Source organism: Ralstonia sp. ASV6 (genome assembly GCF_016429285.1).
GTDB classification, from domain to species: Bacteria; Pseudomonadota; Gammaproteobacteria; order Burkholderiales; family Burkholderiaceae; genus Ralstonia; species Ralstonia flaminis.
The window spans coordinates 1-19,268 of the sequence record NZ_JAELUI010000108.1 but is presented as its reverse complement, the minus strand read 5'-3'; the positions used below and the strand labels follow the sequence as shown (position 1 = coordinate 19,268).

Here is a 19,268-nt window from a genome sequence, read left to right as displayed (position 1 = left end):
CCGTATGGCCTGTATGCGGAGCAGATTTCCGGCACGGCCTTCACCGCACCGCGTGCGCACAACCGCCGCTCGTGGCTGTACCGCATCCGCCCGGGCGCTGTGCACCTGCCGTTCGAGGCCATTGCGCAGCAGCGCTTCCATAGCAACTTCAACGAAGTGCCGCCCTCGCCCAACCAGTTGCGCTGGGACCCGCTGCCCGCACCCGCCGCTGGCACGGATTTCGTAGACGGCATCGTCACCTTTGCAGGCAATGGCGGCCCCGACGCACAAACCGGCTGCGGTATCCACCTGTACGCCGCCAACGCGTCGATGACGGACCGCTTCTTCTACAACGCGGACGGCGAACTGCTGATCGTGCCGCAACAGGGTCGCCTGCGCCTGTTGACGGAGATGGGCGTGGTCGATGTCGAACCGCTGGAGATTGTTGTCGTCCCACGCGGCGTGCGTTTCCGCGTTGAGCTGCCGGACGACGAAGCGCGCGGCTACATCTGCGAGAACTTCGGTGCGATCTTCCGCCTGCCGGACCTGGGCGTGATCGGCTCAAACGGCCTGGCCAACCCGCGTGACTTCCTCACACCGCACGCCTGGTATGAAGACCGCGAAGGCGACTTTGAACTCGTCGCCAAATTCCAGGGCAACCTGTGGCGCGCGAAGATCGGCCACTCGCCGCTGGACGTGGTGGCCTGGCATGGCAACTTCGCGCCGTACAAGTACGACCTGCGCCTGTTCAACACCATCGGCTCGATCAGCTACGACCACCCGGACCCGTCGATCTTCCTGGTGCTGCAAAGCCCGTCCGACACGCCGGGCGTGGACACCATCGACTTCGTCATCTTCCCGCCCCGCTGGCTGGCGGCCGAGAACACGTTCCGCCCACCCTGGTTTCACCGCAATGTCGCCAGCGAGTTCATGGGCCTGATCCAGGGCGTATACGACGCCAAGGCCGAAGGGTTCGTGCCGGGCGGCGCCAGCCTGCACAACTGCATGAGCGGTCACGGGCCGGATGCCGACACGTTCGAGAAAGCCAGCAATGGCGATACCACCAAGCCGCACAAGGTGGACGCGACGATGGCCTTCATGTTTGAGACGCCAGCGGTCATCCGCCCGACGCGCTTTGCAGCCGAATCCGCGCAACTGCAGGCCAAGTACTTCGAATGCTGGCAGGGTCTGAAGAAGCATTTCGACCCGAGCAAGCGCTAAGCCGGCCTCAACGCAAGACAAGATCAACGACAACGCCCCCGACCCGACATGACCACACGACAACTGAGCTGGCTGGAATCCGCCAACACGCCCGAAACGCATTTCCCGCTGGAAAACCTACCGTTCGGCATCTTCTCCACCAAAGAGAACCCGTCGCCGCGCGCAGGTGTGGCGCTTGGCGATCAGGTAGTCGACCTTGGCGCGCTGGACGACGCCGGCCTGCTGCCCGCATCCACGCGCGGCGCGTTCCGTACCGGCACGCTCAACACCTTCATCGCACTCGGCAAGCCGGTGTGGCATGAAACGCGCAAGAAGCTGCAGGCGCTATTTAGCGTGGCTGATACACACGTGCGCGACAACGCCACGCTGCACACTCGCGCGCTGGTGCCGCAATCGCATGCGGTGATGCACCTGCCGATCGACATTCCTGGCTACACGGATTTCTATTCGTCCAAGGAACACGCCACCAACGTCGGCCGCATGTTCCGCGACCCTGAAAATGCGCTGCTGCCCAACTGGCTGGAAATCCCCATCGGCTACAACGGCCGCGCCAGTTCGGTGGTGGTGAGCGGCACGCCGTTGCACCGCCCGATGGGCCAGATCAAGCTGCCGGATCAACCGCGCCCGATCTTCAGCGCCTGCCGCAAACTGGACTACGAGCTGGAGATGGCCTTCGTGGTCGGTAAGCCGAGTGCGCTGGGCGAAGCGATTTCCGTCGACGCTGCACCCGACTACATGTTCGGCGTGGTACTGCTCAACGACTGGAGCGCACGCGATATCCAGCAATGGGAATACGTGCCGCTGGGGCCGTTCAACGCCAAGACGTTCGGCACGTCGATCTCCCCATGGATCGTGACAATGGAAGCGCTGGAGCCGTTCCGCGTGGCCAACCCGGCGCAATCACCCGAGCCGCTGGAGTACCTGCGTCAAAGCCACCCCAACGCCTACGACATCGCGCTGGAAACCGCGCTGCGTCCGCACGGTGGCGAGCGCACCACCATTGCCCGCACCAACTTCCGCGCGATGTACTGGACGATGGCGCAGCAGCTGGCGCATCACACCGTGTCCGGCTGCAACGTGCGCGTGGGCGATCTGATGGGCTCTGGCACCATCAGCGGCACCACGCCCGATTCGTACGGCAGCCTGCTGGAGCTGACCCTCAACGGCAAGCAGCCGCTGCAGCTCGGCAACGGCGTCACCCGTTCCTTCCTGGAAGACGGCGATGAGGTCGTCATGACCGGCTGGTGCCAGGGGGATGGTTATCGCGTGGGCTTTGGTGACGTGCGCGGGGAAATCCTGCCGGCACGCAGTGTGAAGTAATGCATGATTGAGCAGCGGATTCAGCGTCCGCTGCTCTCACCCCTCACTCGGCCTTCGCGGCCGCCACGGCAAGCATCGCATCACCAATCACATCTTCACCGCGCGCCTTGAGCGCATCACCGGCGCCGCGCGCATCGCGCTCTTCGCGGTTCTGTCCGAGCTTGAGCTTGCCTTCAAGCCGGGTGATCTCGATCTCGATGCCAACGATCATTTGCAGCAGCGAATCGGTGAAGTCCGCTGGGGCATCCGACATCTTCCAGGGCACCGGCTGCGAAGCCTCATGAACACGGGTCAAGCGACCAACCACGCCGCGCACGAAGCGCTCGTCGTCGCGGATGGTAATGCGGCCATGCACATGCGCAACACGGTAGTTCCACGTCGGCACGTGCTTGTGGTGCTCTTGCTTGCTCGGATACCACGTCGGCGAGATGTACGCATCACCCGCGCGGAAGATCACGAGCACTTCATCACCGTTGGCCACGTCTTGCCAGACCGGGTTGGCGCGTGCGACGTGGGCGTGCAGCATGCCAAGCTCGCCCTCTTCCGGCAACAGCAGAAACGGAATGTGATTGGCATCCAGCCCGTTCTTGCCGTTCGTCACCAGCGAGCCAAACGGGTTCTGCGCGATCAGGATGTGCAGCGCCTCGGTGCGCGATTCTTCAAAGTGGGCGGGAACGTACATGGCGACTCAGGCAACAACGATGCCGATCAGATGGGAAAGGCCCCATTCTGAACCAGAACGTGGCCCCAAAACAGAGCCAGCTTTGAACAAAGTGTTGGGGCCAGATCAGTCCCGCAGCAGGTTCTTGGCGATGATGAGTTGTTGAATTTGTGTCGTTCCTTCATATAGGCGCAGCAGGCGCACGTCGCGGTAGAAACGTTCAGCCTTGTATTCGGCAATGTAGCCCGCGCCACCGTGGATCTGCACGGCGCGATCCGCCACACGCCCCACCATTTCCGTACAGAACATCTTGGTGCAGGAGGCCAGCATGCTGACTTCGTGGTCCTGTTTGCCGACGGGCTTGGCGTCGTAGCGGCGCGCACAGTCACGCACCATGGACAGACCGGCATACAGCTCGGCCTGGCTATCGGCCAGCATGGCCTGGATCAGTTGAAAGTCTGCGATCGGTTGGCCGAACTGCTTGCGTTCCTTGGCATAGGCCACGGCATCCGTGATCAGCCGATGCGCCATGCCGCACGCGAGTGCCGAGATATGCAGACGGCCGCGATCCAGCACCTTCATCGCCGTCTTGAAGCCCTGCCCTGCTACACCGCCGATGATGTTGGCAGCGGGCACACGCACGTTGTCGAGCATCACATCGCACGTCTTGGTGCCGCGCTGGCCCATCTTCTTGTCCGGCTTGCCAAGCGTAATGCCCGGCGTATCGGCCGGTACGATGAAGGCAGATATGCCACCTGCGCCTTCGCCGCCCGTGCGCGCCATCAGCGTGAATGCTCCGGCGCGCGGCGCATTGGTAATGAAGCGTTTCGTGCCATTGATGACGTAGTGATCGCCGTCCAGCGTGGCGCGTGTCTGCAGCGATGCCGCATCCGAACCGGCACCCGGCTCGGTAAGCGCAAACGAAATGATCAGCTCGCCGCTGGCGATACGCGGCAGGTAATCCGCCTTCTGCGCATCGGTGCCGTCCATCAGGATGCCCTGCGAACCAATGCCAACGTTGGTGCCAAACACCGAGCGGAATGCCAGCGCCGTATGGCCCAGGTCGTACCCCACTTCGCATTCCTGCGCCATCGACAGACCAATGCCGCCGTGCGCTTCCGGAATCGAGAGGCCGAACAGGCCCATCTCTTTCATGTCGGCGACGATCTCTGCTGGCACGTCATCCTCTTCTTCAAGGATGTTTTCCGCCGGCATGAGCCGTTCCTGAATGAAGCGCTGCACCGATTGCTGCAGCAGACCGAAGGATTCGTCGTCGAGCGCCATATCGCCTGGCTCCAATGGAATATTCCGAAAGATGGTACCGGGTTGGTGCATTTTGACAATCAGGTCTCACATCAACAGAATGTCAAATCCACTTCACCAATATGGCACGCCGGGATGGATCTCAATGCACTCAAGCTGTTCGTGGAAATCGTCGATTCGGGCAACCTGTCGGCGGCGGCGCGCAAGCTGCAAACCACGCGCTCCAATGTGAGCCATCGGCTCAAGGCCTTTGAGCGGGCGCTGGGTGTGCAACTGCTGCGCCGGACCACTCGCCGCGTGGAGCCGACCGAAGTCGGCGCCGGCATCTACGAGCACGGGCGCAGCATCCTGCGCGAGATGGCGGCGGCGGATGCACTGGTCTCGTCGCTGGGAAAATCACTGCAGGGCAGCGTGCGGTTATCCGTGCCAACGGGGCTGGGGCACCTGCTGGTGTCGCCGCTGCTGGTGGCGTTCAAGCGCGCGTATCCGGATATCCGGCTGGATGTGCGTTTCGACAACCGTGTGTCAGATCTGATTGGCGAAGACGTGGATGTCGCGCTGCGCATCGTGTCGAACCCGCCCGAGTCGCTGGTCGCCACGCTGCTCGATGAAGTCGATTGGGTGTTGTGTGCCGCACCGGATTACCTTGCGACGCATGGCACACCGAAGACGCTTGATGCGCTGGCCAAACACACCATCGTCAGCGCACCGGCGGTTGGGCAGCCGCTGCGGCTATCCGCACAACTGGGCGATGAGCGGGCGCACGTCACGCTCGACCCGGGCGTTTCGTCCGACAACTATCTGTTCCTGCAAGCGTCCGTGCGCGCCGGCAACGGGCTGGGCATCCTGCCCTACTACGCCGCCGCCGATGACTTGCGCGAGGGCCACGTCAAACGCGTGCTGCCGGGGTATCGGTTCAGTGTGTTCGGCAGCCGGCTCTACATGCTCGCCATGCCGAGCCGGTATCGGACGCTGGCAACGCGGCATCTGCTGGATTTTCTGAAAGACGGCCTGCAGAACAAGCTGCAGCGCCTGCCCCAGAAAACACGCACCTGACTAGGCTTCCAACGGCATCAGCCCCGGCAACTGTGCAAAGCAGATCGACTTGGCCGTCTCGATAAAGTCCTGCGCAAACGGGGCCTGCGCGTAGTCGCGTGTCATGGCCGCGTACAGATCGCTCCACACACCTTCTTTGCCAACGCGCTTGGCCACCACGTATTCGTAGTCGATGTAGTTCTTGATACCCCAGCTTGGCAGTGCAGCCAGCCCGCGGCGGCTGGCGACGAGCTGCAGCACGGCAATGGTCAGCTCCGCCGTGCGACGGTTGAACACGATAGCGGCGGGCGTCAGCACCTGCCGGATCAGGTCGATGCGCTCTTCCGGCACGGGATACGTGATGAGCGTCTGGTCTGTGAAGTCCTTCGCCTCCAGCCATTTCTTGTTGCGCAGAGGGTGATCCACCGGCAGCACGGCCAGGATCTCGAAGCGGAACAGCGGCGCGAACACCACGCCCCGGCGCATCTTGGCATCAGAGCCGATGATGACGTCGGCACGGCCATCCTTGAGCAGCGCGAGCGGATCGGTATGAAAGCCGGAGACGAGGTCCATTTCCACCTCGGGCCAACGCTGGCGGAAGGCATCCATCACCGGCATCAGCCAGTCAAAGCAGGTGTGGCATTCCAGCGCAATGCGCAGCGTGCCGGCGGCACGGCCCTTGATGCGCTCCAGGTCGCGCTCGGCGGCCTGGATGTCAGCGACCACCTTCTGGGCTAGTTCCAGCAAGCGCTCGCCGGCCTCGCTCAACTCCACGGTCTGTCCCTTGCGGCGCACGACGGCTAGCCCGTAGTGCGATTCCAGCGCACGCAACTGGTGCGACAGCGCCGATTGCGTCAGATGCAGCCGCTCGGCCGCCCGCGACACCGAGCCGCCATCAGCCAAGGCAATCAGGGTACGTAGATGACGGATTTCCAGCATAGCCGTGCAATTCCCAAAATATGAATTTCATTCAATGATGGCGAAAATAATATCATTTGATTCATGTTACGTCGTCGCCCATCATCACAGGACTCAAAAATCGACCTGCACTTTGGCGCCTGTATCCCCTATGACGACCATCCACACCCTCGGCTACCCCCGCATCGGCGCACAGCGTGAGTTGAAGTTCGCTCTCGAATCGTTCTGGAGGGGCGCCTCTGCGGAAGACGACCTGCGTGCCACCGGCCGGGCATTGCGCGAGCGCCACTGGGCGGCCCAGCGCGACGCCGGGCTGGATTTCGTGACCGTGGGTGATTTCGCCTGGTACGACCAGGTGCTGCAAACGGCCGCCCTGCTGGGCGCCATTCCCACGCGTTTTGGCTTTGATGCGGCACAACTGACGCTGGCGCAATCGTTCGTGCTCGCACGCGGCAATGCCGACCACGCCGCCATGGAAATGACCAAGTGGTTCGACACCAACTACCACTACCTCGTGCCCGAGCTCACGCCCGACCTGCAGTTCGGGCCCGGCGCCGAATGGCTCTTCGACGAGGTGCGCGAGGCACAGGTGGCGGGCCACCGCGTAAAGGTGGTGCTGATCGGACCGGTCACGTTCCTGCATCTGTCCAAGGCGCGCAATGGCCTGACAGATAAGCTCGCGCTGCTCCCGCAGGTGCTGCAAGCCTATGCTGCCGTGCTACAGCGCCTGGCCGCGCTGAACGTGGAGTGGGTGCAGATCGACGAACCGGCATTGGTGTTGGACCTGCCGCAACCCTGGGTGGATGCGTTCGGCCCGGCTTACCAGGCCCTGCAAGCGGCCAACGGCCCCAAGCTGCTGCTGGCGACCTACTTTGAGGCCGCCGCGCATCATGCAGCGCTCATCCGGTCGCTGCCGGTGGCGGGAGTGCACCTGGACCTCGTGCGTGCACCGGAGCAGCTCACGGCCTTTGCACCGTGGCCAGCAGACAAGGTGCTGTCCGTTGGCGTGGTCGATGGCCGCAATATCTGGCGCACGGATCTCGCGCGCGTGCTGGAACGCTTGGCGCCACTGGCCGAGGCCTTCGATGATCGCCTGTGGATCGCGCCGAGCTGCTCGCTACTACACGTACCGGTGGACCTCTCGGCTGAAACCAAGCTGGACGAAGAACTGAAGGGCTGGCTGGCCTTTGCCCGCCAGAAACTGGATGAGCTGTTCGTCCTCAAGCGTGCGCTGGTGGAAGGTGCCGCTTCCGTACAAGGCGCGCTCGACGCAAATCGCGCCGCCATCGCCTCGCGCGCAGCGTCACGTCGCGTACACAACGCCAGCGTCAAAAAACGCCTGGCCGCCGTTCGCGCGGAAGACGCCCAGCGTGCCGCCGACTACCCCACGCGCGCCCAGGCCCAGCAAGCCCGTCTGAACCTGCCGTTGTTGCCGACCACCACCATCGGGTCGTTCCCGCAGACGGCTGAAATCCGCCAGACGCGCGCACGCCACAAGCGTGGCGACCTGCCCGCGCTGGACTATCTGGAGCGCATGCGCGCCGAGATCACCGACGTGGTGCGCCGCCAGGAGGCCCTGGGGCTGGACATGCTCGTGCATGGAGAAGCCGAGCGCAACGACATGGTCGAGTACTTTGGAGAGTTGCTGTGGGGCTATGCCTTCACCGCCAACGGCTGGGTGCAGAGCTACGGCTCACGCTGCGTGAAGCCGCCCATCATCTACGGCGATGTGTACCGCCCCGAGCCAATGACGGTGGAGTGGTCCAAGTACGCGCAGAGCCTGACCACCAAGCCGATGAAGGGCATGCTGACCGGCCCTGTGACGATGCTGCAATGGTCCTTCGTGCGAGACGACCAGCCACGCGAACAGACAGCACTGCAGATCGCCCTGGCGTTGCGCGACGAGGTATGCGATCTGGAAACGGCCGGCATCGCCGCCATCCAGATCGACGAACCGGCCTTCCGCGAAGGCTTGCCGCTGCGTGCAGCTGACGTACCTGGGTACCTGGAATGGGCCGCGCGGGTGTTCCGCGTATCGGCCTCGGGCGTGCGCAACGATACGCAGATCCACACACACATGTGCTATTCGGAGTTCAACGACATCCTGCCGGCCATCGCGTCGATGGATGCCGACGTGATCACCATCGAGACGTCGCGCTCAAACATGGAACTGCTCGACGCGTTTGGCGAGTTTGCCTACCCCAACGAGATCGGCCCGGGTGTGTACGACATCCACTCGTCGCGTGTGCCGCGTGTGGAAGAGATGGAAGCGCTGCTCGACAAGGCCGCGCAGGTGGTGCCGGTGCAGCGCCTGTGGGTGAACCCAGATTGCGGCCTGAAGACGCGTGGCTGGCCGGAAGTGGAAGCGGCGCTGCAAGGCATGGTGGAGGCAACGCGCCGCTTGCGTGCCAAGCATGCGAAGACGCGGCATGCAGGAAGCAAGGCCATGCACGCTGAAAGCGCAACGGCGTAAGCAGCCGTAACGCTCCAAAGAAAAACGCCAACCGGTTTGTTTCGGTTGGCGTTTTGTCTTACTGCCGAGAGTCGCTTAGTCCGTGCCGTACTTGGGCGAACGCGGACCATACAGCAGCCCGCCCGGTTGCCCGGCTGACAGCAGACGCGCGCTGGTCGTACCGGCCACCTTGTAGCCCTGGTCGGTCACGTTGGCGATGATCTGATTGACCGCCGCCGACACCAGCATGCCGATCAGGCCGCCGCCGGAGTTGTTCCCGCCCTCGTTGTTCGACGCGCTGGCGTGCCCCGTCCAGAGCGTCTGCCCACTCTTCAGGTCCACCAGCTTGGCATCAGCCGACACGACGGTGGCGCTGCTCACCACCATGTACTTGCTGCCGTACTGCGTGACAGTGACATACAGCGCGGCGTCCGCACCGAAGATGTCGTGCAGCTTGGCCACCGGCACACCATGGATGTCGCCTGCCGTGGTCAGACCGTTCTGGCGGAAGGTCTCATCAACCAGCGCCACCGGCAGCACGTAGTAGCCCGCCTCCGCCAACGGCACCGTCACTTGCGACAGCATGCCGTAGGTCGCCCCCACGTCCGGCGATTCGTTCAGCGGCGGCAGCACCACGATGGAACGCGGCTTGCTGGCCTTGAAAGCCGAATAGTCGATGTTCTTTGTCGGCGCGGCGCAGCCCGCCATCAAGGCAACCACGCTGGCCGCCGCAAACAGTTTCAGGAAGCGCTTGGCCATCAGTTGGTCCCCTTCTTCACGTTCTTCATCAGGAAATCGATGTACGTCGTCGACTCCGGAAACAGCGCCTTCTCGGTATTGAACTCCTGGACCATCTGGTCATCCTTGCCCAGGCTCGAATACAGCATGCCCAGTTGAGCGTGATAGCCCGGCGGCACGGCGCCATTGGTGGCCTTGATCTTCTCCAGGCCGCGCTCGAGTTCCGCCACCTGGGCTTCCTTTGCTTCGCCCTTGAAGTACTGATACACCTGCGGCTGATAGCCTTCCCACTGGTACAGCGGCTTCGGGCCGGCGCAACCCGCCAGCATTGCACTCCCGACGGCCACACCGGCCGCCGCGCGCCACATCGCAAACACCTTGCTCATGACTGTTGTTACCCCTAATTTCCCGTTTTTGTTTTGACTGCGTGTCTTCTTACTGCGCGCCAGGCTTCCAGGCACCGCTTTCGATACCGTTGACCAGGTTGTTCACCGCTTCACGCATGGCCAGATCCAGCACCTTGCCGTTAAGCGTCGAGTCGTAGCTGGCCGTCCCGCCAAAGCCGATCACTTCGCGGTTCGACAGCTTGTATTCACCTGCACCACCCACCGAGTACACGACTTCCGAGGTCGAGATGTTGACCACGTTCAGTGCGACCTTCGCGTAGGCGACCTGCTCCTTGCCGCGGCCGAGGATGCCGAACAGTTGCTGGTCACCGGTTTCCTTGCGGCCGAACTCGGTCACGTCGCCGGTGATGACGTAGTCAGCGCCCTTGAGCTTCTGTGCGGTGTTCTTGATCGCGGCTTCCTGCTTGATCTCCGCCATGTTGTCGCGGTCCAGCACGGAGAAGCGGTTCGTCTGCTGCAGATGCGTGATCAGGATGGTCTTGGCTTGGCCGCCCAGGCGGTCCACGCCATCCGAGAACACGCCGCGCATGTACGCCGATCGGTTATCGAACTTGCCCACGGCAATCGGAGCGCGCACGCCGACGTACGGGCGGCTCGCGCTTTCCACCTTGGCAACCGGCAATGCTTGCGACGATTCGGTCGCGCAGCCGCCGAGCATGCCCAGTGCCAACGCCGCAGCGCCGGCAAACATCAACTTCGAGGTTTGCTTCATTCGACTTCTCCCTTAAAAAAATATGAAATCTGATTTTCTAAAATATTAATTCGAGTCTTTGCGGAATGCGCCCAGGCAGTATCGGCACGGCATGGCCCGCGCTTGATGGAAAACAGAGAGAAAAGTTGGATCCACCCGCAATGCTCCGCGCGACGGCCTGGCGAGGCCCCGCGCGGATATGCGTGTCGACAATGTCCGCAACGCTGTACGTCGTAGCGAACCACCCCCACACTGCCCCTGGACTTGCCTTATTCGAGCGTCGATGCGTCGATTATTTTCAGCAAAGCGCGGATTGTACCGGCTGTTTTAGCGGGTCAAGGTGATAAAGGATCAACCCGCATTCCCCACGGATTTCGGGTTGACTTTTTAAATGCCAAATCGTGATCAACGCGCAATCCGGTTATTGACCGTGCCGTCCGGCACCGTCGGCAAATCGCGCCGCACCCTCCACCCCTTCGGCAAACACGATTGGCGTACCTCGCGCACCTTCCTGCCGCAACGCCGCTGCCAACGGCAGATCCCACTGGGCATACGCCGACGCCCGGTCAGTCAACATGCATTGCTGCGGAAACGCGGCAATGTCTCGGGCAAGCTGTTGTGCAACGGCAAGCGCCTCGCCAGGCTCGACCACGCGATTGGCCAGCCCCATGGCGAGCGCCTCGTCGGCGGGCACAGCACGGCCGGTCAGGATCATGTCCAGCGCGCGGCCCATGCCGATGATGCGCGGCAAGCGCACCGTGCCACCGTCGATGAGCGGCACGCCCCAGCGACGGCAGAACACGCCGAACACGGCATCGCGTTCCATCACGCGCAGATCGGCCAACAGCGCAAGCTCAAGGCCACCCGCCACGGCGTAGCCGCTCACCGCCGCGATGAGCGGTTTGGACAACGCCATGCGTGACGGCCCCATCGGACCAGGCGCCCCGCCCTCTGGGTCGAGATGATTGCGTCTTGAAGGATCGCCAACGGCGGTCAGATCGGCGCCAGCGCAGAAGTGCCCGCCCGTGCCGGCCAGCACGGCCACGCGTAGCGCATCATCGGCTTCAAAGCGCTCGAACGCGGCGAGCAGTGCGGCTGCGGTTGGCCCATCCACCGCATTGCGGCATGCGGGTCGATTGAGCAGGATCGTGCAGACCGGGCCATCGGTCTGGAACAGCACGGCATCAGGCATGGGCGGTCTCCTGTTCTTGAGTGCTCCGGCAGACTGCCCGATGCTACACCTAGCGCTGACCGGGCTCCGACGCGGGTTCCACTTGATGCCCATGATGGCGCGCACCACGGAACTTGCGCAGCGTCCATTCCTTGAGGTCGTCCACCTTTTCGAACACAACAGGCACCACCAACAGGCTCAGCAGCGTGGAGGTCAGCAGGCCACCGATCACGGCCACCGCCATTGGCGCGCGGAACCCCGCGTCGCCTTCGAGGCCCAGTGCCATCGGCACCATGCCTGCTGTCATGGCCACCGTGGTCATGACGATGGGGCGGGCGCGCTTGTGGCACGCATCGATAATGGCATCCGTGCGCGACATGCCCATATCACGCCGGGCCACAATGGCGTATTCCACCAGCAGGATCGAGTTCTTGGTCACGATGCCCATCAGCATGAGCAAGCCGATCAGCGCTGGCAGCGACAAGCTGAAACCAAACAGCGCTAGCAACCCGAAAGCCCCGCCCACCGACAGCGGCAACGCCGCCAGAATCGTCACCGGCTGCGTAAAGTCGTGGAACAGCAGCACCAGCACCGCGTACACGCACAGCACGCCCGCAAACATGGCGAGGAAGAAGCTGCTGAACAACTCTTGCATGCCCTCCACATCGCCCGAGGCAATGCGGCGCACGCCCGGCGGCAGGTTCTTGATGGACGGCAGCGCCTCCACTGCCATGTTGGTCTCGCCCAGCGCACGCCCCTCCAGCCCCACGCTGATGGTGATGTTGCGGCTGCGGTCATAGCGGTCGATCTGCGCCGGGCCGCTAGCAATGGAGATGTCGGCGATATTCTCCAGCGGCACCGCGCCGTTGCGACCCGCCACGCGCAACTGCCGGATCGTCTCGATCTGGTTGCGCGCCTTCGGGTCCAGCTCCACGCGGATGTACACCTGCCGCTCCGGCAGGTTCAGCTTGGGCAGGTTGACGTCGTAATCGCCTGCCGTAGCCACGCGCACGGCCTGACCAATGGCGGCGGCTGTCACGCCTTGCTGCGCAGCACGCGCAAAGTCCGGGCGGATGATGATTTCGGGCCGCAGCAGGCTCGCCGAGGACGTAATCGCCCCCAGGCCCGGCACCATGCGCAGATCGCGCATCACATCGCGGGCGGATTGCTGCAGCGTGGCGGGGTCATCACCGGTCAGCACCACCTGCAACTGCTCACCCGAGCCCACCGCACCAAACGAAATGCGCACACCCGGCACGCCCTCCAGCATCTCGCGCAACTGGCGCTGCACCTCCTGCTGCTTGATATGGCGGTCATGCCTGTCCGTGAGCGAGATGGTGAGCGTGCCGTTGCGCACCTCACCGCCGTTGGAACCGGGCACCCCTGCCATCACGCCAGAACCGATGGCTGTATAGACGTGACGGACCTCCTTGTGCTGCATCACGATCTTGCGCACGCGCTCGGTGTTGTCGCGCGTCTGGGCGATGGTGCTACCGGGTGGGCTTTCCACCGTCATCTGCAGTTGCGCCCAGTCTTCTGGCGGCAGGAACGTCGCTGGAATCAACCCGATGATGGCGACCGACACCACAAAGAATGCTGCTGCCATGCTGCCCGTCTTCCACGGGTGGACCAGGCACCAGCGCGCCGCCTGCAGGTACCGCGTCATGATCCAGCTGTCGCGATTGGGCTCGTCCTGCGGCTTGAGCATGTAGGCCGCCATCATGGGCGTCAGCAACCGCGCCACCAGCAGCGACGCCAGCACCGCAAGCGAGGCCGTCCACCCGAACTGCTTGAAGAACTTGCCCGAGATCCCGCCCATGAAGGCGGTCGGCAGAAAGACCGCCACCAGCGTGAGCGAGGTGGCAATCACCGCCAGGCCAATCTCCTGCGCGGCCTCCGTCGCCGCCTCCAGCGGCTTCTTGCCGTCGCGCAGGTGACGCACGATGTTCTCCACCTCCACGATGGCATCGTCGACAAGAATCCCGACCACCAGCGTGAGCGCCAACAGCGTGATGCCGTTGAGCGTGAAGTCCAGCAGCTGCATGGCCGCAAACGTCGGGATGATCGACAACGGCAACGCCACCGCCGACACGAACGTCGCCCGCCAGTCGCGCAGGAACAGCCACACCACCAGCACGGCCAGGATGGCGCCTTCGTACAGCGCGTGCATCGAGGCGGTGTAGGCGTCGGCCACCGGCTTGACCATGTTGTAGACCTCGGTCACATGCACGTTGGGACGCTCGGCCTGCAGCTTGGCAATGGCCTCGCGCACGCCCTTGGCAACCGAGATCTCGCTAGCGCCGCGTGAGCGGAACACCTGGAAGCTCACAACCGGCTTGCCGTCGAACAACGCCATCTGACGTGGCTCGGCTGCGGTGTCACGTACGTCGGCCACGTCCGACAGGCGGATGCGCCGACCGTCCGGCAGCGGGATGTCCATCTGCGCCAGCTCGCGCGCACTCTTGACGGTGCCCAGCGTACGCACCGCCTGCTCCTGCCCGCCGATGTTGCCGCGCCCGCCCGGCGCCTCCTGCTGCATGCCGCGCACTTGTGCGCTGATGTCCGCCGCCGTCACGTTCAGCGCCTGCAGGCGCACCGGGTCGAGCTGCACACGCACCTCGCGGTCCACCCCGCCCTGGCGGGTAACCTTGGCCACGCCGTGCACAGACAGCAGCCGCTTGTTGACGGTGTTGTCGACAAACCAGGAGAGGTCCTCCGCGTCCATGTCCGTCGCTTCCACGGCATAGGTCAGCACCGGCAGGCTGGCGAACGTCACGCGCGAAATCACCGGCTCCTGCACGTCGGACGGCAGTTGCGCGCGGATGCGGCTGACCGCGTCGCGCACGTCGTTCACCGCTTCCTGCACGTCCTTCTCCAGCTGGAATTCGACCATCGTGGTCGAACTGCCATCGTTGATGGTGGAGGTGATGTGCTTGATGGCCCCGATGCTGGCGATGCTATCTTCGATCTTGCGCGTGACCTCGGTCTCCATCTGCGTGGGCGTGGCGCCCGGCAAGCTGGCTGTAACCGACACAGCAGGAAAGTCGATGTCCGGAAAATTCTGGATCGACAGCATCTTGAACGACACCAGCCCCGCCACCGTGATCAGGATGAACAGCAGGATCGACGGAATGGGCTTGCGGATCGCCCAGGCAGAGAAGTTCATCGCTTGGCTCCTGCTGCTGGCGACGATACCGCCGGCGCGGATGCGGGGGCTCCGGCTGCGGCCACGCGCACGAGGTCGCCATCACTCAGGAAAGCCGCCCCAGCGGCGACCACCGCATCGTTCGGGTCAATCCCTTGCGTGACCTCCACCTGACCATCCTGACGGCGGCCCAGCACGACCTTGGTCTGACGCACGCGGCCCTGAGAACCCACCACCATCGTGTAGTCGTAACCATCGCGCGAGAACACCGCGGTCTCTGGCAGCGTCTTGGCTGGCGCATCGCCCAATAGCACATCGCCCGACAGGTACATGCCCGCCTTCACGCCTGCGCTGCCGGCTTCGGGCGGCAGATCGACATACACGAGACCGTTGCGCGTATTGGCATCCACTGTGGGAGCAATCTGGCGCACGCGGCCGTTGACGATGCCGCCATCCATGCGCTTCAAGCGCACGGCTTGGCCGGGCTGCACGCGCGGCAGCACGTCGCCGTGCATCTCGGCGCGCCACTCCAGGCGGTTCTTGCGGATGAGTTTGAAGAGCTCGGTGCCGGATGACACTACCGCCCCCACCGTGGCCGAACGCGCGCTGATCACACCGTCATCGGGCGCCACCACCCGCGTGTAACGCAGGCGCAATTGCTGGCTGTCGAACTGCGCACGCGCCGAAGCCAGCTTGGCCGCAGCCGTCTTGGCCTGCGTGTCGTACTGCACCAGATCCTGCTGGCTAATGGCGCCGCTCTTGTCGAGTTCGTGCGCACGGCGGGCTTCGCCTGCTGCCTGGGCTGCAGAAGCTTCGGCCTCAGCCAGCGTGGCCCGTTGCGCAGCAACGTCGGCACGCACCGTCTCATCCGACAGGCGCGCCAGCAGTTGGCCCTGCTTGACGACATCCCCGACGTTGACGAGCACCTCCGCCAGTTTCAACCCGCCGACTTCGGCGCCGATGCTAGCTTCCTGCCATGCCTGCACCGCACCGCTGGCCGTAGCCGCACGCGGCCATACCTGCTGCGCAAGATGCGCCACGTTGACGGTCAATGCCGGCTTGGCCGTCGGCTGCGCCTTAGCTGTCTCCTTACCCTCGGATGCAGACTTGCCGCACGCCACCAGCACGCTGGCCAGCACCACGGCCAGCCCAGTCATCCAAACACGTTGTCCTGTCATGAAGCGTTTCCGTTGTGCAACTGGCCCCCTGCGGCTGGCGCGGGAGCATTGGAAGAATTCGATTGGGCGTTGCCAGTGGCGTCAGCATCCTCTGCGCGCCAGCCACCGCCCGCGGCCTTGTACAGCGCGACCCACGCCTGCGCGCGTTCGAGCTTCACAGCCGCCAGTGACTGCGATGCCTGCAGCGTCGTGCGTCGCACATCCTCAAGCTGCAGCAGGCTGCCGGCACCCAGGCGATAGCGTGCGTTGGCCGCCTCCAGCACCTTCGTGTATTGCGCGTCGGCGGTGGTGGCAGCGTCGAGGCGGCGGTCAGCGGCGTCCAGCCGTACCAGCGCATCTTCAACTTCCTGCACGGCCTGGCGTACCTTGCCGCGATAGCTGGCGAGCGCCTGGTCATAGCGCGCACGTGCGGTTTCCACACGCGCCGCGCCCGCACCGCCTTCAAAAATCGGCAGTGACAGCGACGGACCAAACGACCACGACTTGCTCGTCAACGACTGCCCGCTCACGCGGAACGTGTTGATACCGATGGAACCCGCCAGCGTGAGTGACGGCAAGCGGCTCGCCACCGCCACGCCAATGTCAGCACTGGCCGCAGCCACCGCACGTTCAGACGACGACACATCGGGCCGCTGCGACAGCACCTGTGCCGGCACCGCAGGCACGCCGGCATCGGGCGGCACAGGAATCTGCGCACTTGCCTTGGCCAATAGCGCATTCAGGGCGTCGTGGTCCAGCCCGGTGAGCATGACGAGCTTGTCGATGCCCTGCGCGCATTGCGCCCGCTGGCTCTCCAATGCATTGACAGCATCGGCCACGGTGGCCTGCGCCTGCGCATAGTCAGCCGGCGCGACAAAGCCCGCGCGGAACTTGCGCTCAGTCAGCGACAACGTCTCCTGCCGCGAGGCGAGCGTCGTCGCGCCAATGTCGACCAGCGCTTCACACTCGCGCTGCTGCAAGTAGGTGTTGGCGACTTCCGCCGCCAGCGTCACGCGTGCGTCGTGCCAATCGGCTTGGCTGGCGGTCAACCGCGCGCCGGCGCTCTCCAAGCCGCGGCGCTTACCGCCAAACAGGTCGAGCTCCCAAGACGCATCGGCCTGCGCTGCCAGCGTGGTGATCGTGCCCAGCCCTAGCGTTGGGCTCAGCGTGCCCCCGGGCAGTCCACCAAAGCTTGATCCGCCAGTGAACTCGCTGCTGCCGAACCCGCCCTGTCGCGACGCCGAACCACTGCCCTTCAGCGTCGGAAAGAACGCCGCCTGGCTGGTGGAGACACTCGCGCGCGCCTCACGCACGCGCCCCACCGCCTGGGCGATGGTCGGGCTGGTGGTGTCGGCCTGCTCGACAAGCTGCGTCAGCACGGGATCGTGAAACTGCTCCCACCAGTGGGCCAGCGCCATGCGGCTGCCGTGGTGCGGCAGCGTGGCGTGCCAGCCTTGCGGCGCTTCGGTGCCGCTCAACTGCGGCGCGCGGTAGTCGGGCCCGACAGCGCAACCGGCCAGCAGCATCGCCAGCACCAGCGGTGCATATCGTCCACAACGTTGGGCAAGACCGCCGGAGGGCTTGCCCCTGGCGTGTCGACCTGTTTTCATGAATGCGTCCTTCAGGAAAGCAGCCGGAATTATGCCTAGTCAAGCGCCTTGGAAACACCCCGAGGGCGATGCCGCGCTCAGGCAACCCACAAAGAGCGGTCAGGTGATGCTCAGCGAACAGTGCGCGCCAGCAGTGAGTCTGGCCGTCACTCAGCCCACTCCAGGCTCCTGCATGCATGTTCACGTTTGGGAAAAAATCACGGCAGTTAATTGCAAATATCAGGAGGCGACGGGCTTATGATCCGCCCGTTCTGACGCAGGGTTCCGGTATGTCCTCTTTAGCAATCGAAGCGCCCGTTTCCATCGGCTGGATTGGCGCAGGGCGCTTGGCGCGGGCGCTGGCCACGCGCGCATATCGTGCCGGCGTGCATAGCGCTGCGGTGGCCAGCCGCACGCACGCCAATGCTGCGTGGCTGGCGCAGGCAACGGGCGCCAGGGCGCTCGACACGCAAGGTGTGGCCGATGCGGCGGACTGGGTCTTCATCACCGTGCCAGATGACGCGATTGCCCGCATCACAGCAGGCGTGCGCTGGCGCCCCGGGCAGCTCGTCGTCCATTGCAGCGGCGCTGGCGAACGCGATCTACTGGACGCCGCACGCCAGGCCGGCGCAGATACCGCCAGCTTCCATCCACTCTTCCTTTTTGCCGGTTTGCCGGACGACGCGGAGCGCCTGGGCGGCGCGTCCATCGCCATCGAGGCAGACGCCCCGCATGATGCGGCGCTCGCGAATCTTGCCCAACGGCTCGGCTGCACGCCGCTGAAGGTCCGGCCCGGGCAACGCGCGCTGTATCACGCGGGAGCCAACTACGCGGCCAGTTTCCTGCTGTGCGCGCTGCATGAGGCGGCCACGCTGTGGCAGGCTGCGGGTATCGATCGCGACGCTGCCGTCGATGCTATGTGGCCGCTGGTGGACGGCACGCTGGCCGCTGCACGTGCGCGCGGTCTGGCTGGCGCCCTGGCCGGCCCTGTCTCGCGCGGTGACGGCGGCGTGATCGACAAGCACTTGCGTGCGCTCGACGCACTCGGCGCAGATCATGCGACGCTGTACACCGCCCTCACACGACGCGCCTTGGCACTGGCGGCCGAACGCGGCGCACCGTCCGCCGACGTGCTGGCCGACCTCGCCAAACGCATCGACCGCGCGCAATAGCAGCAACATCATCATTAGGATCGGGCGATGCGCATGCACCAATCTTGCGCGCGCCCTACAATCGGCAGCTTGCTCGCACGCCTGTCCTGTCATGTCCCAATCACCGCCCCCAACACAATCTGCTGCCCCCACCCATCATGCCGCCGAACGACGTTCGGCCAGCGCGCTAATCCTGCTCGTGGTTGGGCTGGTGCTGGTGGGCGTGAACCTGCGGCCGGCGCTGTCCAGCCTGTCACCCGTGCTCAAGCAAGTGGCCGCTGGCACGGGGTTGTCCGGCGCCACGGCGGGCTTGCTGACGACGTTGCCGGTACTGTGCCTGGGCCTCTTTGCGCCGGCTGCCGCCATTCTG

The 19,268-nt window shown here is 64.3% G+C and carries 15 protein-coding genes and 1 pseudogene; 6 read left to right on the top strand and 10 right to left on the bottom strand.

The window, feature by feature from the left end:
- Window positions 1-1,200, top strand: a 1,200-nt coding sequence (hmgA, locus tag JHD73_RS19780; RefSeq protein WP_199031933.1) for a homogentisate 1,2-dioxygenase, incomplete at its 5' end; no start/stop codon positions are given.
- 48 nt (window positions 1,201-1,248) lie between these two features.
- A complete protein-coding gene (gene fahA, locus JHD73_RS19775) occupies window positions 1,249-2,520 on the top strand; it encodes a fumarylacetoacetase (protein WP_199031932.1) in 1,272 nt (423 codons plus the stop codon).
- 43 nt (window positions 2,521-2,563) lie between these two features.
- Here the strand turns inward: fahA and JHD73_RS19770 are convergent, their stop codons facing one another.
- Together JHD73_RS19770 and JHD73_RS19765 are read right to left on the bottom strand one after the other, a co-directional pair.
- Window positions 2,564-3,202 carry an FMN-binding negative transcriptional regulator gene (locus JHD73_RS19770; RefSeq protein ID WP_199031931.1) on the bottom strand — a complete coding sequence of 213 codons (639 nt, stop codon included), beginning with the start codon at window positions 3,200-3,202 and terminating at the stop codon, window positions 2,564-2,566.
- Window positions 3,203-3,307: 105 nt separating this feature from the next.
- The gene (locus JHD73_RS19765; RefSeq protein ID WP_199031930.1) at window positions 3,308-4,465 is read right to left on the bottom strand and encodes an acyl-CoA dehydrogenase family protein; all 1,158 of its coding nucleotides are present in this window, start codon (window positions 4,463-4,465) and stop codon (window positions 3,308-3,310) included.
- Between the two features lie 114 nt (window positions 4,466-4,579).
- Here JHD73_RS19765 and JHD73_RS19760 point away from each other — a divergent pair, with 114 nt between their 5' ends.
- The gene (locus JHD73_RS19760; RefSeq protein ID WP_199031929.1) at window positions 4,580-5,500 is read left to right on the top strand and encodes a LysR family transcriptional regulator; all 921 of its coding nucleotides are present in this window, start codon (window positions 4,580-4,582) and stop codon (window positions 5,498-5,500) included.
- Here JHD73_RS19760 and JHD73_RS19755 read toward each other — a convergent pair whose 3' ends face one another.
- A complete protein-coding gene (locus JHD73_RS19755) occupies window positions 5,501-6,418 on the bottom strand; it encodes a LysR family transcriptional regulator (protein ID WP_199031928.1) in 918 nt (305 codons plus the stop codon). It lies immediately after the preceding gene.
- Between the two features lie 130 nt (window positions 6,419-6,548).
- Between JHD73_RS19755 and metE the strand changes: the two genes are divergently transcribed.
- The gene (gene metE / locus JHD73_RS19750; RefSeq protein WP_199031927.1) at window positions 6,549-8,870 is read left to right on the top strand and encodes a 5-methyltetrahydropteroyltriglutamate--homocysteine S-methyltransferase; all 2,322 of its coding nucleotides are present in this window, start codon (window positions 6,549-6,551) and stop codon (window positions 8,868-8,870) included.
- Between the two features lie 75 nt (window positions 8,871-8,945).
- Here the strand turns inward: metE and JHD73_RS19745 are convergent, their stop codons facing one another.
- From JHD73_RS19745 to JHD73_RS19715, 7 genes are all read right to left on the bottom strand, one after another.
- Window positions 8,946-9,608, bottom strand: a complete 663-nt coding sequence (locus JHD73_RS19745) for a DUF799 domain-containing protein (RefSeq protein ID WP_199031926.1) — start codon at window positions 9,606-9,608, stop codon at window positions 8,946-8,948.
- Entirely contained in the window at window positions 9,608-9,973 is a 366-nt protein-coding gene (locus JHD73_RS19740) for a DUF4810 domain-containing protein (protein WP_199031925.1), read from the bottom strand. Before JHD73_RS19740 ends, JHD73_RS19745 begins: the two co-directional genes overlap by 1 nt.
- A gap of 49 nt (window positions 9,974-10,022) precedes the next feature.
- Window positions 10,023-10,706 (bottom strand): CsgG/HfaB family protein, encoded by a 684-nt coding sequence (locus JHD73_RS19735; protein WP_199031924.1) that lies wholly within the window; start codon window positions 10,704-10,706, stop codon window positions 10,023-10,025.
- 400 nt (window positions 10,707-11,106) lie between these two features.
- Entirely contained in the window at window positions 11,107-11,877 is a 771-nt protein-coding gene (locus tag JHD73_RS19730; RefSeq protein ID WP_199031923.1) for a crotonase/enoyl-CoA hydratase family protein, read from the bottom strand.
- 49 nt (window positions 11,878-11,926) lie between these two features.
- Window positions 11,927-15,022 (bottom strand): efflux RND transporter permease subunit, encoded by a 3,096-nt coding sequence (locus tag JHD73_RS19725; protein WP_199031922.1) that lies wholly within the window; start codon window positions 15,020-15,022, stop codon window positions 11,927-11,929.
- Window positions 15,019-16,179, bottom strand: coding sequence for an efflux RND transporter periplasmic adaptor subunit (locus JHD73_RS19720; RefSeq protein ID WP_199031921.1), 1,161 nt, complete (start codon window positions 16,177-16,179; stop codon window positions 15,019-15,021). The genes JHD73_RS19725 and JHD73_RS19720 overlap by 4 nt, the downstream gene beginning before the upstream one ends.
- Window positions 16,176-17,768, bottom strand: coding sequence for an efflux transporter outer membrane subunit (locus tag JHD73_RS19715; RefSeq protein WP_199031920.1), 1,593 nt, complete (start codon window positions 17,766-17,768; stop codon window positions 16,176-16,178). The genes JHD73_RS19720 and JHD73_RS19715 overlap by 4 nt, the downstream gene beginning before the upstream one ends.
- A 269-nt stretch (window positions 17,769-18,037) precedes the next feature.
- On the opposite strand from JHD73_RS19715, the gene JHD73_RS19710 reads away from it, so the two are divergent.
- Both JHD73_RS19710 and JHD73_RS19705 read left to right on the top strand, forming a co-directional pair.
- Complete coding sequence (locus JHD73_RS19710) at window positions 18,038-18,919, top strand: Rossmann-like and DUF2520 domain-containing protein (protein WP_199031919.1); 882 nt, start codon at window positions 18,038-18,040, stop codon at window positions 18,917-18,919.
- A gap of 91 nt (window positions 18,920-19,010) precedes the next feature.
- Window positions 19,011-19,268: pseudogene (locus JHD73_RS19705) on the top strand (hypothetical protein); the annotation flags it as partial.

Excerpts from the sequence above, each read along its gene's own strand:
- fahA (WP_199031932.1), top strand. The coding sequence starts at position 1,249 with ATGACCACACGACAACTGAGCTGGCTGGAATCCGCCAACACGCCCGAA.
- JHD73_RS19770 (WP_199031931.1), bottom strand. The coding sequence starts at position 3,202 with ATGTACGTTCCCGCCCACTTTGAAGAATCGCGCACCGAGGCGCTGCAC.
- JHD73_RS19765 (WP_199031930.1), bottom strand. The coding sequence starts at position 4,465 with ATGGCGCTCGACGACGAATCCTTCGGTCTGCTGCAGCAATCGGTGCAG.
- JHD73_RS19760 (WP_199031929.1), top strand. The coding sequence starts at position 4,580 with ATGGATCTCAATGCACTCAAGCTGTTCGTGGAAATCGTCGATTCGGGC.
- JHD73_RS19755 (WP_199031928.1), bottom strand. The coding sequence starts at position 6,418 with ATGCTGGAAATCCGTCATCTACGTACCCTGATTGCCTTGGCTGATGGC.
- metE (WP_199031927.1), top strand. The coding sequence starts at position 6,549 with ATGACGACCATCCACACCCTCGGCTACCCCCGCATCGGCGCACAGCGT.
- JHD73_RS19745 (WP_199031926.1), bottom strand. The coding sequence starts at position 9,608 with ATGGCCAAGCGCTTCCTGAAACTGTTTGCGGCGGCCAGCGTGGTTGCC.
- JHD73_RS19740 (WP_199031925.1), bottom strand. The coding sequence starts at position 9,973 with ATGAGCAAGGTGTTTGCGATGTGGCGCGCGGCGGCCGGTGTGGCCGTC.
- JHD73_RS19735 (WP_199031924.1), bottom strand. The coding sequence starts at position 10,706 with ATGAAGCAAACCTCGAAGTTGATGTTTGCCGGCGCTGCGGCGTTGGCA.
- JHD73_RS19730 (WP_199031923.1), bottom strand. The coding sequence starts at position 11,877 with ATGCCTGATGCCGTGCTGTTCCAGACCGATGGCCCGGTCTGCACGATC.
- JHD73_RS19725 (WP_199031922.1), bottom strand. The coding sequence starts at position 15,022 with ATGAACTTCTCTGCCTGGGCGATCCGCAAGCCCATTCCGTCGATCCTG.
- JHD73_RS19720 (WP_199031921.1), bottom strand. The coding sequence starts at position 16,179 with ATGACAGGACAACGTGTTTGGATGACTGGGCTGGCCGTGGTGCTGGCC.
- JHD73_RS19715 (WP_199031920.1), bottom strand. The coding sequence starts at position 17,768 with ATGAAAACAGGTCGACACGCCAGGGGCAAGCCCTCCGGCGGTCTTGCC.
- JHD73_RS19710 (WP_199031919.1), top strand. The coding sequence starts at position 18,038 with ATGTCCTCTTTAGCAATCGAAGCGCCCGTTTCCATCGGCTGGATTGGC.